Source organism: Pseudomonas saponiphila, from assembly GCF_900105185.1.
GTDB lineage: Bacteria > Pseudomonadota > Gammaproteobacteria > Pseudomonadales > Pseudomonadaceae > Aquipseudomonas > Aquipseudomonas saponiphila.
Window position 1 is genome coordinate 1 of sequence record NZ_FNTJ01000001.1, and the last position, 14,968, is coordinate 14,968.

Annotated in this window: 10 protein-coding genes and 4 pseudogenes; 2 read left to right on the forward strand and 12 right to left on the reverse strand. The window is 62.4% G+C overall.

Features of this window, described 5'->3' with window-relative positions; genetic code table 11:
* The 5 genes and pseudogenes from parA to BLV47_RS00030 all read right to left on the reverse strand — a co-directional run.
* Positions 1 to 514: ParA family partition ATPase (gene parA / locus BLV47_RS00005; RefSeq protein ID WP_092308476.1), on the reverse strand; the 514-nt coding region annotated here is incomplete at its 3' end.
* A 241-nt stretch (positions 515 to 755) separates the two neighbouring features.
* A pseudogene (locus tag BLV47_RS00015) lies at positions 756 to 1,600 on the reverse strand (replication initiator protein A).
* A 26-nt stretch (positions 1,601 to 1,626) separates the two neighbouring features.
* Positions 1,627 to 1,913: pseudogene (locus BLV47_RS00020) on the reverse strand (helix-turn-helix transcriptional regulator).
* 110 nt (positions 1,914 to 2,023) lie between these two features.
* Positions 2,024 to 2,795: pseudogene (locus tag BLV47_RS00025) on the reverse strand (DUF2285 domain-containing protein).
* A gap of 341 nt (positions 2,796 to 3,136) precedes the next feature.
* Positions 3,137 to 3,526, reverse strand: coding sequence for a DUF2958 domain-containing protein (locus BLV47_RS00030; protein WP_425272139.1), 390 nt, complete (start codon positions 3,524 to 3,526; stop codon positions 3,137 to 3,139).
* 244 nt (positions 3,527 to 3,770) lie between these two features.
* On the opposite strand from BLV47_RS00030, the gene BLV47_RS00035 reads away from it, so the two are divergent.
* On the forward strand, positions 3,771 to 4,064 hold the full coding sequence (locus BLV47_RS00035) for a helix-turn-helix domain-containing protein (protein WP_006379425.1): 294 nt from the start codon (positions 3,771 to 3,773) through the stop codon (positions 4,062 to 4,064).
* 311 nt (positions 4,065 to 4,375) lie between these two features.
* On the opposite strand, the pseudogene BLV47_RS00040 reads toward BLV47_RS00035, so the two are convergent.
* From BLV47_RS00040 to BLV47_RS00065, 4 genes and pseudogenes are all read right to left on the reverse strand, one after another.
* Positions 4,376 to 4,691 (reverse strand): annotated as a pseudogene (locus tag BLV47_RS00040) (DUF736 domain-containing protein).
* Positions 4,692 to 5,466: 775 nt separating this feature from the next.
* Positions 5,467 to 5,676, reverse strand: a complete 210-nt coding sequence (locus tag BLV47_RS00055; protein ID WP_022580212.1) for a hypothetical protein — start codon at positions 5,674 to 5,676, stop codon at positions 5,467 to 5,469.
* A 61-nt stretch (positions 5,677 to 5,737) separates the two neighbouring features.
* Positions 5,738 to 7,807 carry a ParB/RepB/Spo0J family partition protein gene (locus BLV47_RS00060; RefSeq protein ID WP_000994919.1) on the reverse strand — a complete coding sequence of 690 codons (2,070 nt, stop codon included), beginning with the start codon at positions 7,805 to 7,807 and terminating at the stop codon, positions 5,738 to 5,740.
* 80 nt (positions 7,808 to 7,887) lie between these two features.
* Positions 7,888 to 8,715 carry a DUF932 domain-containing protein gene (locus BLV47_RS00065; RefSeq protein ID WP_003092327.1) on the reverse strand — a complete coding sequence of 276 codons (828 nt, stop codon included), beginning with the start codon at positions 8,713 to 8,715 and terminating at the stop codon, positions 7,888 to 7,890.
* Between the two features lie 515 nt (positions 8,716 to 9,230).
* Here BLV47_RS00065 and BLV47_RS00070 point away from each other — a divergent pair.
* Positions 9,231 to 11,564 carry an ATP-binding protein gene (locus BLV47_RS00070; RefSeq protein ID WP_240479324.1) on the forward strand — a complete coding sequence of 778 codons (2,334 nt, stop codon included), beginning with the start codon at positions 9,231 to 9,233 and terminating at the stop codon, positions 11,562 to 11,564.
* A 66-nt stretch (positions 11,565 to 11,630) separates the two neighbouring features.
* Here BLV47_RS00070 and radC read toward each other — a convergent pair whose 3' ends face one another.
* The 3 genes from radC to BLV47_RS00085 all read right to left on the reverse strand — a co-directional run bounded on the left by radC (position 11,631) and on the right by BLV47_RS00085 (position 14,752).
* Positions 11,631 to 12,140 carry a RadC family protein gene (gene radC / locus BLV47_RS00075; RefSeq protein WP_003092330.1) on the reverse strand — a complete coding sequence of 170 codons (510 nt, stop codon included), beginning with the start codon at positions 12,138 to 12,140 and terminating at the stop codon, positions 11,631 to 11,633.
* 351 nt (positions 12,141 to 12,491) lie between these two features.
* Positions 12,492 to 13,556, reverse strand: a complete 1,065-nt coding sequence (locus tag BLV47_RS00080) for a PDDEXK nuclease domain-containing protein (RefSeq protein WP_003092331.1) — start codon at positions 13,554 to 13,556, stop codon at positions 12,492 to 12,494.
* Positions 13,553 to 14,752, reverse strand: a complete 1,200-nt coding sequence (locus tag BLV47_RS00085; RefSeq protein ID WP_001062689.1) for a tyrosine-type recombinase/integrase — start codon at positions 14,750 to 14,752, stop codon at positions 13,553 to 13,555. The genes BLV47_RS00080 and BLV47_RS00085 overlap by 4 nt, the downstream gene beginning before the upstream one ends.
* Positions 14,753 to 14,968: the final 216 nt, after the last annotated feature.

Consider the following 14,968-nt stretch of genomic DNA (forward strand, 5'->3'; position numbering starts at 1 on the left):
GGATCTCCGAGCGCAGCGCGGGCAGCGGCTGTTCGGCCAGCGATTGCCGTGCCTCCCTGCCGATGATGGTGGTGCTGACGCGCCGGTTGATGACGAAGGCCGCGCGCAGCGCTGGCCGGAACACCTGTGCTTCGCGGATCAGTGCGACCATCTCGGCAGAAGCCCATACGTCGTAGGGGCTGGGCTGCACGGGGATCAGCACGCGCTCGGCCGCCAGCAGCGCGGAACGCGCGAGGGCGGCGATGCGCGGCGGGCCGTCGATGATGATGTGATCGGCCCGCCTGGCGAGTTCTGGCGCTTCCTGATGCAGCGTTTCGCGGGCAAGGCCCACGGCGCTGAACAGACGGGGCAGGCCCTGCTGGCTACGCCGCTGCGTCCAGTCGAGCGATGACCCCTGCGGGTCGGCATCCAGCAGGATGACATGCAGGCCGCGCATCGCCAGTTCGCCGGCGATGTGCGTGGCGAGCGTGGTCTTGCCGACGCCGCCTTTCTGGTTGAGAAACGCGAAGATCATGGCGCGGCCCTCCGAGCTGGAAAGCCGGCCTGGCCGTGCCGTTTCGTGGTTGTCCACCGAAACGGCGCGCTTCTACTAAAAGTTATGTATTTCTTGTTAGGTAAGTTAGAGGGAACGCAAACCCGCGCCGTTGTTGGCTTTCCGGCGTTTTCGTACTCCTGATAGCACGAGGGTCGTACTCCTGATAGCACGATACCCGGTACTCCTGATAGCACGAGGCCGTCCACAGGTTCTCCCGCAGTTATCCCCGTGCCGCGTGCGGCACGGGCCGGAAGGTCAGCAGCTCGGTGTTGTCGTCCGGCATCCGCTCGATGCCGAGGACGTAGCCGGGCAACGACTGCCGCGCCACCAGGGCGCGCACGTCGTAGGCGAAGTCCGAGAAGCGGGCCGCGCTGCCGGATTTGCGGTACAGGTGTCGGAAGTCGAATTGCCAGCCGTGCTCCTGCCGCCCGCCATGCTTGCGCACCAGGCGGTACAGCCAGCGTTCGATACCGCCCTTCAAGCGGAAATAGGCCGGGTCGATGGTCAGCACCAGGGCGGCGTCGAGCACGCCGGCATAGAACCAGTCCGGCAAGATCAGCTCGATGCCCAGCGGGGTGCCGCTGGCGTCGGCGAGTTCCTTCCACTCGTTGATCCACGAGAAGCGATGCAAGCGCCTTCCCGTGGTTTCGCGGATGGACGTGGCCACCGTGGTCGATTGCAGCCGGTCGAGGGCGGCCTTCAGGCGCTGGTAGTCGTTGAGGGACGTGCCGCGCCCGATGAAGCGCAAAATCTCGTAAGGCGTGGCGCGTATCCAGCGCGACGGGCGCAGGCCCGCGTCGCGCGCCTCCACGATCTGCGAGCGGCCCATATCAGCACGTCGGCATCCCATATCGTTGCGATGCCGTGCTCCTGCGTGCCTTCCACGCGAATGGTGACGTTCCCGCTGCGGAAGTCGATCGGCGCCGTGCGCCGCGACTTGGCAAGCGAGAAGAACGGAAAGGCCATCAAGTCCTGGGAATCGCGTGGCGCCATGTCGCCCGGCAGCGCGCGGAACAGATCGAGCTGTTCGCGCTGCGGCAAGGCTTGCCCTGGCGGGCTGGACATGGCGAAGGCCACCCACGCGCCGACGATCAGCGGCCATCACGGTAGTCGCCCGCGTGGCGCTCGGCGTATTCGGGATCGGACGTGGCCTCGTAGCTGCGCTGGTCGGCCCAGGCATCGAGGTCGGACACCGCGTACATGACGCGGCGGCCGAACTTGCGGAACTTGGGGCCGCCGCCGATCACCCGCTGCTTCTCCAGCGTGCGCGGCGACAGCCGCAGGTAGTCGGCGGCTTCGTCGTTTGTCAGGTAGCGTTGAGGCTGCGAGGGTCGCAGTGACGGCAGCGGCGGCAGGCCGCGAGGGGAGCAGGTCGCATGGGATGTACCTCCATCAAGCCCGGCCACACCACGCGGCCGGATAGAGGCACTCTCAAGAAAGCAAGGCTTCTTGCTAAGGGACGATTCGCACGGGTCGAGAAAGTCCCCCCTAATGCGACGGGAACATTGGAAGCTGCGCTAGTCGGCGGTAGCCGCCGTGCATCAGCTCATCGCCGCGGCGTACCAGCCGCCGTACGCGGGCACGCAATGCACTGTCTTTGTGCCAGTCGGCCGCGACGGCATCCGCGCCGAACAGACCTTCGCCCACCTCGCGCAAGGAGGCTCCCGCGAGGGTCGCGTCGAGCGCTTGCAAGGTATGCAGTTCCAGCAGCGCGGCGGGCGTGGGGCGGGAGCGGGCTGTTGCCACAGGCGTGGCCACGGTTGCGGCAGATAGCGCATCCAGCTTCGCAGCGAGCGTGCGGTAGCGCGCACAGGGCGTGGCGCAGGCGCGTGTGGCGTAGAGATAGGCCGAACCATCTTCCAGGTCGGGTGCGAGTGCCAGCCGAACGCAGCAGCCTGGCCAATGCGATACGAGCACCAGGCGCTTGCCGTCGTGGGTCAGTTGCTTGCGCCCAGGATGCGCCAGAACTCGAAGGTATGCGCATCGGGTGGTGGGTCGGCGTCGGGGTATAGCTGCACCACGGCATCGTGATCGGGGAACCCAAGCAGGATGTGCGTCGCGCGCATCCAGGCCGGGATCTTCCAGCAGGCGCAGGCCCCAGGCCTGCGCCGCATCAGGCTTGCGACGCCGGCGTAGCCAGTCGCGCCGGTAGCTTGGATTCCTGCGCCAAATACTCCCAAGCCAGCGCTGGGCCATCGAGGTGCAGCGTGTAGAGATACGCGGCCGTGGGATACCAGTGTTGGCTGCTGCGGTCAGTCATGGCGAAACCTCCCTGTTTCTGGGAACGTCGCCACAATTCCGCTGTGCGGGAGCTATCGAATCGCCATCAAGTGGTCATCAAACTCGGGTTACGCTTTAACTGCTGGTGTCAAGACAGATTCGCTCCAGTGCATTGCCGAAATCGTCTAAATGCGACGACTGCACCGCCCGGAAATGGGGTGCAGCATTGAACACCGTGCCGAATCTCGCGCCTGGCATCATGACTGTTTTGGTCAGGAGCGCACCACCCTGTGCAAGCATGCGGATCAAGACTTGCCAGGTCTTGGCTAAGACCGAAATAGTCACAATGCGATACTTTTTGCCTGGTCGCGCTGGAATGCGTCAATCGGTGATCGAACCGTTTTCCTGAGCCAGTCGAACGTATTCCGACAGCGGCCGCGTCGGCTGGAAATACCGATCTCGTATCACGGGCTGCTTGAGCGGCCCGACGATGGACGCCAGATCGGACAGCTTCACCGTCGCCAGGGCAGGCATCCCGATCCCGAGGTCGATCAGGCCGTAGGCCGTATCGCCATCGGTCGGATCGAGCGCGGCCAATAGCCAGGTCGCATGTGCGTCCGGTGTGAACAGGCGCACCACGGGCAGCGGGTCACATTCCTGGCCTGCGGCGCGGGTGAGGCCGTGGCCAGTAGGTGCACCCCGGTCTTCCTCGGTGACAAGCGTGGTCAAGGCCGCGCCCCTTCCACGACACACGCAATCGCCGAGGCGCATCTGTGCCTGCGGACGGATGCACGTATGCGCAAGCGCACGAAGCCGCAAAAGCGGAGAGGCACGAAGGCGTATTGGTGGAAGTCAGGAAAGACACGGATGCGGTTCCCTGGGTCTGAGGAAATCCGCAGATGCGGATCTCCGTAAAAGCACGGAAAAGGAAAACATCACCACCAAATGAACACTATAGATTGTAGTCCTATAGGGCGCAATGGGCTGTCATCTTGGTTTTTTGGGGAAACCATAGGTGGCAGCGAAGAACTCATTGGCAGCGGCGATTCGGACGGTAAGGAAGGCGCGTGGTTTGAGCCAGGAAGCGTTCTCCAACGTGTCCAGTCGCACCTACATGAGCACGCTGGAGCGCGACCTGAAAAGCCCAACCATCCAGAAGCTGGCCGATCTGTGCGAGGTCATGGAAGTGCATCCGCTCACGCTGCTCACATTGGCTTATGCCGGTGACAGCACCCGCGAAGCTGATGAATTGCTGGCACAGGTGCGCCAGGAACTCAGGGCGATATTGGAAGAGCCCGACACGCCTTAGCGCGTTGGCGTGTGGTACTGAATTGCAGCAAGCGGAGCGCGCAGCGCCGCAGGCGCGAAGGCGTGAGGGATTGAAGCCGGATGGCCGTGACGGCTTGCCGGCACGGGGCGAAGCCCGAAGCCCGGCGGCGCTTACAGCGCCGACACGCCACACACCGCTCGTTGACACGGATTGCGAGCCACAAGGCACGCATGCAGGCCCGCCGTGACGGGCGTATCCAGCACGCGGCAGCAGCAGAAATCCTGCGCGTGCGGTGCTGCGATCAGCAGCATCGCGCCCCGCCGCAGTGGGCGGGACGCGGTAAGCGGCTGTCAGGCCGCCTTCGGCTTGTTGCGCGACCAGATCAGGTCGTGCGTGCCGTCCTCGTTCTCGATCAGGCGGGCATAGACCGTCGCCGGGAACGAAGGGTCGTCGATGGATACGGACAGGTATTCCCGCCCGGCCTCGCTGGTCTTCTTCCACGCTGCGCCGACTTCGTGGCCAGCCGCTTGCAGGTGGAAGTCGGGGGCGTTCTCGGTGTCGCCCTTGTCGTTGGGAACCAGCTTGACCTTGACGTTGAGCGTCAGGGGTGCGAAGCGTGCCGGTGAAGCCGTCTTTCTCTGCGGTGAAGGTGCCGATGTTAGCCATGATGTTTCTCCTTTCGGGTTGAACAAGGTCGCGCCAGTGCGTCCTTGTTGTGATCCGGCCGGCGGGGGATGGGCTGGTCGCACCGCACAGCGGTCGCAACAACGTGGAGAACCTGGAAGCGAAAAGAATTTGTCCCGCGAGGAATGCGCGCAGCGCAGGGGAAATTGTTTTCGCTGCAAGGTTGCGGCCATCAAGCACAAGGCGCAGCCGCGCCACCGCCAGGATTCACAACAAGACAAGGACGCACAGGCCGCCCGCTCCCGAATGGAGACGTGGCCAACTCGGCATCCCCGCGTGACGGCTGCACCGGCTTGCGCCCTGACGCGGGCCAGGTCAATGCCCCGACGACAAGGCCAGAGCGCCCCTGCCGCAGCTCACGGCCACATACTGAGGCGTGGTGTGGAAGCTCCATAGAAGCGAGGCTGGGCGGCGTGTCGGTGAACCGTCTTTCGTGACGTACAGACAACGAACCGCCAGCGTCGGGGACGGCACGCTTTCGTGCAACCTGCCGCAGCAAGCCGGGGCGTAGCCACACCAGCCCCGCCCATTGCGGCGGGGCTCGGTCGAATCGTTGGCGGCGCGATGCGCCGCCACACTTGCTGGCTTCGTGGATTTCGCGCACGAGCGCCCTTGTGCGTGGCCCCATCGCCGCCTGTCCGAAGGCGGCGATGGGGCGTTTTGGCTTTGAGCAGTGAAACCGGGCGCGGCCACCGCCGCGCCCGGAGTTTTCGACCACCGGCCCCAAGGCGGCACGGCTTGGGGCCGGTGCGGCTCGTTATTCCTTGGTTTCGATGATCCACCACACGGCGCGCGGCAAGGCGCGGCCCGTGAGGGGATGCAGATCGGTCAGGTCGGCGCGGGCCGTCCAGCCACGCGGCGGACGGTAGCCGCGCACGTCGCCGTCGCCGTGCCAGCGGCGGGCGCGCACCGTGCCGGAGGCATAGGTCGCAGCTATGCGGGGGCGGTTTGCGGGTTGGTGGGTCATGGCAGGCATCCTCAACATGAAGCGCCCCGGCCGGAACCGGGGCGCTATCTACGGTGCGAAGTCACGCGGCCAAAGCCTCGGCCTGCGGCTGGTCATCCGCCACGGCGGCCACTTCTTCCTGTGCTTCGGCTTCGCCATCCGCCGGCGCGTCCTGCCCGGTCTGCTGCGGGCCTTCGGAGCGGAAGATGGCGGGCATCCAGCCGGTGCCAGCGGCCAGCCGTTCGGCTTCGCTGGCAATGTCGCCCTTCTTCAACTTCGCCAGTCGGGTGACGTGCGAGGGCGCGAACCCGCCAACGGCTTCCAGAATCGCGGCCTTCGGCACATGCCGGAAGTAACCCTCATTGGTGGGCTGCCACCACGCGGCCATATCCAGCCCCACGGCCTGCGCCAGTTCCGCGCCGGGCTGGTGCGGCGTGGCGCGAGGCGTCACCACGTCCACCGTGGAAGCTAAGCACACGGCCAACAGCCGCACCAGTTCATCCTGTGATTTCGCCAGCAGCGCGGCGAACAGTTCGGCGCTGTCCTCCGGCAAGGTTTCGCCTGCCACCTGTTGCAGTTCGCGCAGCGCCACGGCGGCGGGTGATTCCGGCCAGTCCGGGGCCATGCCTTCCAGCCGGTCTTGCACCGTGAGGCGCACACCCAGCGGCAGGTCGTGCCCGTAGTGCCTTTCCTGCAAGACGGTCTGCACCATGCCATGCACCACGGCGGCCAGCGCTGCTTGCGGATGCCGTGCAACTTCGATTTGCAGCGCAGCGGTACGGTGCGCGCTCAACCGCTGCGCCAGTCGGTCAGACATGGCGGCGGTCTTGGGCTGCTCGTCGTCCTCGCCTGCGTCCTCGTTCGCGGCTTCGCCTTCGCTGCCGAAACCCTGCCGCAGCCGCTCCAGCGTGCGCAGTGCCTTGGCCTCCGCTTCGCGCAGCAGCCCGCGATGAATCGCGGCCTGCCCGTCGCGGTCGATGGTGACAATGGCACCGGCTGCGGCCTTCACGTTGGCCGCATAGTCCAGCAAGCCATCTTCCAGCGCCTGCAACTGCTCGCCCAGGCGTTCGCCTTCTTCCTGCAAGGCATCGGCCTTTTCCTCGTCCTCGTCGTCCAGCGCGGCATCCACCGCCTCGGCCAGTTCGTGCAGCTTGGTTTGCAGCTTCTCGATGCGCTGCGCGTCGCGCTTGTTCGGACTGCGGCGTTCCCTTGGCGCACGCTGGAAGGCTTGCAGATCGGCATGGGTCATGCCCGGCGTGGCATCCACCCACGCCCAGCCCTCGGCCTGCACCTTGGCGGCGATACCTGCCAGCTTGTCCTGCGCCAGCCGTTCCAGCAGTGCGGCATCGGTCAGATACACGCCTTTGTCGCCCTCCGCGAACAGGTCGCGGCGGATGCCACCGCCTTCCTGCTCGTAGCCGTCCAGCCCGACAAAGCGCACCAGCGGATGCCGGTAGGCGTCGATTTCGCGTTCGGTCAGGCGGTCGCGCAGGTTGTGCGGGCCGCGCTGCCATGTGGGCGCATCGTAGAACGCGGCTTCCTGCGCAGCATGGTCGTCGGTGATGGCGAGGGCCATCAACTGGTCAAGGCTCACGGCCTCGGCCCGGTAGTCGGCCAGCAGGCGCGGCGACACGTTGGCGAGTTTCAGACGGCGCTGCACCACCAGCGGCGTGACGCTGAAATCCGCTGCAATGTCCTCGATGCTGCGGCCTTCGGCCACGAGCGCGGCGAACGCCTCGAACTGGTCGGCGGGGTGCATGGCTTCGCGCTGCACGTTCTCGGTGAGGCTGGCCGTGCGGGCGGTGCCATCGGCCACCAGCAGGCAAGGCACCTCCCATTCCTTGCTAATGCGGTGCTTTTTCGCCAGCAGCTTCAACGCTGCGAGGCGACGGTCACCGGCCACGACCTCGTAATGCTCGCCATCGGCGGCGGCAATCACGATGAGGTTTTGCAGCAGGCCGACACGCTGGATGCTGGCGGCGAGTTCGGGAATGGACATGCGCGGGGTCTTGCGCACGTTGCGGCCAGTGGGACGCGACACCAGCCGCGACAGCGGAACCAGAATCAGGTTCTTGGTCGGATCAGCGGCTTCCAGCGGGATAGCGGCGGCGGTGTTGATGGCGCGGGCTTCGGTTTGGGTAACGGCGTTCATGGTGATAACTCCTATCGGTTCAGGGATGCAGCAGCGAAGAAAGCGACAAGGGCTGCTGCCTGCCCCTGCCGCGTGGGGATTCAGGCTTTCAACTGGCGCATGCCATCGGCCAGCAGCCAGAGGGCGCGATTTAGTCGGATGTTTTGGTCGATGCCCTGCACCGGGCGGGTTTGCTGTCGGCGCCCGTTGGCGCTGCGGCCACGCAGCCCGCCTTGGGTCAGGTTTTCTTGGGTGCGGTTGAACACGCTCCACAGGTCGGGGCGGCGGTCGTCGAAGCGGCGCGGCATCAGGATTTGCGATTCCGTGATGGGCGCGGGCTTGTCGGGGTCGTCGTACTTGAGGGCGAGCGCGGCGCGGGCGAACACTTCGGATTCGCCATCGTCCAAGGTGATGCCGCGCATGGCATCGCGCGATTCCTTCACCCGATCGAAACCGCTCAAGACTTCGTAAGCCCCCTCAATGACCAGACCGGCCACGTCGCCTTTATGGGGCACTCGCACATCGGCCACGGTGTTGCCGCAGACAAGGCCATTGCTGCACACGAACCGGAACATTCCGGCCAGCATCTGATAGCTGCTGGTGCCGTCGTGCGAGTTCAGCAGCACGATTTCGTTGGCCTCCGCGCCGTTGATCTGGCTGGCATGGCGCAAGCGAATCATGTGTTTGGTGTGCTCGCGCTTGCCTTCGTCGCGCACGCGGGTTTGCGTCACCATGAAAGGCTGGAAGCCTTCTTTGCGAAGCTCGGTCAGCACGGCGGCGGTGGGGATATAGGCGTACCGCTGCGAACGGCTCTCGTGCGGGGCATCCGCGAAGATGGACGGGGCCACGCGGTGAATCTGGTCGTCGGACAGCGGGTAATCGCTGCGCAGCGAGGGGGAGCGGAAAGCGAAACGGGATGCGAGTTGCATGGTCTTTCTCCTGACAAAAGAGGTTTGCTGTTCACACCGCACACCGGATTTCTAGATTCGGAGCCCAGCCTTTCGGCTGTTTGGTGCGGTCGGCACGAGGAACCCGGTTGGCCCTGTTGCCACCGTCTTTCCTGAGTTCATCGCCCGCGCCCAAAGGAGCGCGCGGACGGGGGCCGTCAAGGAGCCAAGCGCAGGGTTGGTGCGGCCCGCAGGCGCAGCCGAGGACACGGCCCTGCGCGCCTTGACGGCACACGGTCGCGGGCTACGGTCGCGGGTAAGGTGATGAAGTCAGGGGAGACGGCTGGACAAGGCAACGGCCATCCCTTTGTGCTGACCGCACGCAAGCGAAGCGCGCAGGCCCGAAGCTGGAAGCCGGGCCGTAGGCGTCAGCGATGCGGAAGGCTGGCGAAGCCAGTCCCGCCAGGGATGAGCGACTAGCGAACCTGGAGCAGCGCGATCCGCGAAGCGGAGACGCAAGAGGACTCTTCGTTTACCATTTGTTTCGCAAGCAAATGATGGGAAAGCAAGAACACGGAGATATAGAGATGATTGTCTGCATCAACCGCCTCAAACAGTTCGGAATCTTCAGCGACTTCAATGGAACGAAGATCCAAAAGTTCGGCCGGTACAACCTGGTCTATGGTTGGAATGGAACAGGCAAGTCAACGTTATCGAATCTATTCTCTTGCTTTGAGCTTCGCTCGATGGTTCCCCGCTTCAGCACGGGCCAATTTTCAGTAGTTCTGGAGGATGGCTCAACGATCACGGAATCCACACTCCACTCATCCCAATTGAATATTCATGTTTTCAATCAACGCTTCGTGCATGAGAACATTGATTGGGACAAATCCGTAAAGAGCATCCTTCTTATTGCGAAAGAGAAGATTGATGACTTGCAGAAGCTGGAGAAGCTGAAGAGCGAGCTTCAGTCGAAAAAGAAGGCTCACGACGACAAGCAAAGCGATATCAAGAAGCAGCGTGAGGCATTAGAGAAGTTCCTGACCAATGCTGCCAAGAAAATGAAGCTTGGACTTCAGGCGATTGATACGAGCGACAGTTATTACTTGAATTACGACCGCCGCAAGCTCTTCAACTTCATACAGAATAACGGCGAGACAATTATCAAGGCGGAGTCGGTTCTTCCAGATGAGAGGGTTATCGACCTTACGAATGCCGCCAAGCCAGATCAGCTTCCAAGCATTGCTTTCGCCTCAACGGCCATTGAGCCGGACTACTTTAAGAAAGCGGCGGGCCGCATCAGAGATTTGATTGGGACTACGGCGGTCAATCAAGCAATCCAGCGGCTGACCGATAACCCGGAAATCCGCGAATGGGTTCAAGCAGGCTTGGAAATCCATAAAAACCACGACTCGCAATCCTGCGAGTTCTGCGGCTCTCCGTTCGCCCAGCTTCGTGCCGAGGCGCTTGCTGCCCACTTCAGCAAGGAGTTCACGGAGTTTCAGAGCCGACTTCAGAACGCGGCGACATGGATTGAATCTCAAGGCGCTCCAGCTAATCAGTTTCCCGCATCGACCGAGTTTTATAAAGAACTATCGGCCGAGGCAGAGAAGCTTCAAAAGGACTACGCAACTGCTGCTGAAAAGATCGACCAGCAAATCGACGCCTGGCGGGAAGCCCTGAAGGCCAAGATCACAGACCCTGGGAAGACAGACATTCAGATCTCGGATGTGGTTGAAGACGATGTCACCAATTTCAATGACATCCTGAAATCGATTGTTGCTCTCGTTGGAAAGCACAACAATAAGACTTCAAATTTCAAATCTGAGACCTCAAAAAGCAAGGTGGCACTGGAGCTTCACTTTGCTGCGGCTGAGGTGCAAGAGTTTGACTATGCTGGAAGTGAGAAGAAGTGCAATGACCTTGAGTCAGAAGCAAAGAACGACCATAAGGAAATTGAAAAAATTAGTCTAGAGGTCGGAGCCATAGAAGCGGCGCTCTCGAATGAAACGGTCGGGGCAAAGGAGTTCAATGACATCCTGCATCGCTTCATTGGCCGCTCTGAGCTTTGCCTGAACTTCAATCAGAAGAAGAAAGGCTATGAGATCATCAGAAACGGGGTTGGTGAGCACGATGGGAATTTGAGCGAAGGTGAGAAAACTGCGATTGCATTTGTCTATTTCATCACGAAGCTCAAAGAAAATGGAAATAACATCAAGGATACGATCGTCGTCGTTGACGATCCGGTCTCAAGCTTTGATTCTAATCACTTGTTTCACGCCTACTCGTTTTTGAGAACGCAATGCACTGAAGCCAAGCAACTTTTTGTGCTGACTCACAACTTCACTTACTTTAAGCTAGTGAGAGACTGGTTCACTGGCACCAATAGGAATCGAGTCAAAAAAGGCAACGCCGAGAATTGCTTCTTTTATCGCCTGGATGCGCCACCTGGCTCCCCTCGTCACTCCCTACTTGTGGATGCCGACGACTCACTCAAGAACTACGGTTCCGAGTACCACTATATCTTCAAGAAGCTCTACGAATATAGGGCGCACACAACACTCAATCGAGATGAGGCGTTCTTGACCGCCAACCTCGCCCGAAAGCTTGTTGAATCGTTTTTCACCTTCAAATATCCAAGGCGTCGAAGCGACATTAGTCAATTGATGGAGGCTGGCCTAAAAGATTGCACCATCACGACACCAGAGCTTAAAGAAAAAATCTACCGCTTTATCAATAAGTATTCACATAGCGACGTTATTGAGATAACAGAGGAATCCGCAGAAAACTTGGCAGGCGAAAGCCACAGCGTCATCGGGAACATCTTCCAGTGGCTGGAAGAGGTGGACAAGAAACATTACGACGAGATGATTCAGGTTGCGACGGCCTGAGCATCAGGCCGCGAGGGCCATAGCTATGCCACCAGGCGCAGCAAAAAGGGGCCGAAGCCCCTTGGGCTAGATCAGCCCATGCTCGGCGAACGATGCCGTTTCGTTGCCCGCAACGATGATGTGATCGAGCACGCGCACGTCCACCAGACCCAACGCTTCCTTGAGCCGCTGGGTCAGCGCCCGGTCAGCCGCGCTCGGCTCGGGGTTTCCGCTCGGATGGTTGTGCGAAACGACGACCGCCGCCGCATTGAGCCGCAGCGCCTCCTTGACCACTTCGCGCGGATACACCGACGCACCGTCAATAGTGCCGTGGAACATCTCCCTGTATTCGATCAGACGATGGCGCGTATCCATGAACAGCACTACGAACACCTCATGCTCGAAGCTGGCCAACTTTGTACGCAAGTATTCCTTGACCGCCGCCGGCGAAGTGAACTCTGCTCCGCGCCGCATTTTCCGGTCAATGACCTGGCGCGCAGCTTCCAGAATGTCGTCGGCCGATGCCGGTAGATAGCGCCCGTGCGCGTCGCGCACCAGCAGACAGGAATCGAACGAGGGAAAGGACAGTTGCGACATGATCGTGCTCCGGTTGCTCGGGCGGAATTGCCCGGAACCGGCGGCAGCACTGCGCAGCGCAAGCAGTCAGGGGTCGCAGACGGCCGCCAGGACGCAAGCGCGCATGGCGCGCGCCGCCCTTGACGGCGAGAACGCCGTGATACGGTGAAGGGAACAGCAAGACCGCCCACACCCGCCCACTGCACAGAGTCGATTTTTGGCAAGCGGAGCGCGCAGGCCCGGATCAACGAGCCGGGACGGAGGCGTCAGTGATGGAAGCCCGACAGGGGCGAGACTCGCGCAGCGAAGCTCGATGCGCAGCACGACAGCGCGACGGCGGCACGCCGGGACGCCCGACTGCTTGGGACAGGACTACTCGTTGTCCGTCTTGCGCTGCTCGATTTGCAACTGCGCCCGTTGCGTTGCCTGTTGCAGCCGCTCCACCAGCACGCCCCTCGGCGGCAAGGCGGTCAGATACTCGGCAACGTGGATGCCGGACTTGTCCAGCTCCAGCAATTCGATCTGCTCGCGCTTCTTGCCGGTGCAAAGGATGATCCCGAGCGGCGAGGCTTCCTCCGGCTCCCGTTCGTGCTTGTCTAGCCACCGAAGGTAAAGCTCCATCTGCCCTTTGTAGGCCGCCTTGAAGTCACCTACCTTCAACTCCACCGCAACCAGCCGCCGCAGCTTGCGGTTGTAGAACAGAAGGTCAAGGTGGAAATCCTCGTCGTCGATCGGAATGCGCTTCTGCCGGGCGACGAATGAGAAGCCCGCGCCCAGCTCCAGCAGGAAGGACTCCATTTCACGGATGATCGCCGCTTCCAAGTCGCCTTCCTGCCAAGTGTCCCGCAGGCCCAGGAAGTCGAGGATGTACGGGTCGCGCATGACCAGGGCCGGCGACATGCGCTGCGCATCGCGCAGGGTCGCCAACTCCTGCGCTATGGTTTCTTCCGGCTTTTGGGAAAGCGCCGTGCGCTCGTACAGCATCGAGTCGATACGCTCGCGCAGCGTCCGCACGCTCCAGCGTTGGGTGCTGGCCATCTGTGCGTAGTAGTCCCGCTGGAGCGGGTCTTTCAGCGGCATCAGGGCGATGAAGTGCGTCCAGCTCAATTCTCGTATCAGTGATACGAGAATTCGCTCGTCGGGGAAGGTGGCGGCGAACTGCACCATGCGGCGCAAGTTCTGCTCTGCAAAGCTGCTGCCGTACTCCTCCACCAACTGCGCAGCCAAGGTGGGCAGAACTTCCTTGCCGTAGGCGCCCCGGCGCCTGTCCAAGACCTGCGTGTGGATGCGTTGGCCGATGCGCCAGTAGAGCATCGTAAGCTCGCTATTCACCGTCGAGGCGGCGCGCAAGCGCGCCGCCTCGATCAGTGCCCGAATGTCGCCCAGCAGCGCCGCGGGCGCTGCGAGCGATGCTGCTGATGGCCGGCGCCCGTTCATGCCACCGCCTCCGCAAGCTGCCGCGCGCCCGTGATGGCTTGGCGGCGGCTGGCCACCAGCTCGGCCGCCTCGCGCACCGGCTTGTCCTCGGTGTGGACGTAGTGCATGAACATCGCCACGGTCTTGTGGCCCGTCAGCTTCATTCCCACTTTGGTCGGCACACCGGAATTGGCAATGTCGGTGGTCGAGCGATGACGGATGCCGTGCGTGCCTACGTGCGGCACGCTGGCGGCCTTGAGCGTCCGGCACCAGCCGCCATAGTGCTCGCCAAAGGTCAGGTGCTTGGCCGGGTCGTTCGGCGACGGCAGGACGTAAGGGCAGCCTTCCAGACGCGGCGCCGTCGAAAGCAGCCGATAGGCTTCCTCGCTCATGGGCTTGGAAATGCCGCCAACCTTGCTGTCGGGCCACACCACGCGCCGGTTCTCGAAGTCCAGCCAGCTCCATTCGAGCGGGCAGATTTCGGAGCGCCGCGCCGCAAACTCGAATTGCAGCCGGATCGCCAACGGGATGACGTAGTTCTCCAGCCCCTCCGCCTCCAGTTTCTCCAACTGGCGGAAGATCCGCACCATTTCCTCGTCCACGATGAGCCGGGTTTCCTTGCCCGGCGGGTACATCGGGACGTGGCGGCACGGATTCGTGCCGTCCGGGCGGAAGCCCCAGACTTCGGCCAAGTTGAACATCTTGCGCAGCACGCCGAAGGTCTTGTTGGCCTCGGTCGGCTTGTAGGCCAGCTTTTCCATGAGCCCCGCAATGTCGGGCCGCTTCACGTCATGCACCTTCTTGCGGCCCAGCAGCGGGATGATGTTGCGGTCGATGACGCCCTGGTAGCCGTCCTGCGTGCTGACCTTGTTGCGCTTCTTGGAGTAGTCCTCCATGAACTTTTTGCACAACTCGGCCATCGTGGGCGCCTTGCGCGCCTCGGCCTTGGCACCGCCGGGATCACCACCCCGGCGAACCTCGGCCAGCCAGTCCTGCGCTTTGACCCGCGCCTGTTCGACGGTTAGCTCCCCGTAGAGTCCCAGCGAGGGCTTGCGGGGCTGGCCAGAGTTCGTGCGGTACTGGAGCATGAACACCCGGCGTCCCGTCGAGGTAATCTTGCAAAGGAAGCCGGGCACGACGGTATCCCGTAGTTCGATGTCCTTCGCCTGGGGTTGCGCCGACTCTACGGCGGTCTTGGTGAGCTTGATCTTTGCCATGATGACTCCTTGGAACGACCCGGATTCCAGGAGCCAGATAGGAGCGGCGCGAGGGAGAACCGGGTCAAGTTTCAGAAAGCACCGGCATATGATGGAAGCGCGTAAGCTATTGATAAACCTGCTGTATCGGGCTACGTCGCAGTCCAGCGAACTACCGGGCTGGAGTCATCGTGAAACAAAAAAGCCCTCACTGCCGCCGCAGCCCGGGTCGGGCCC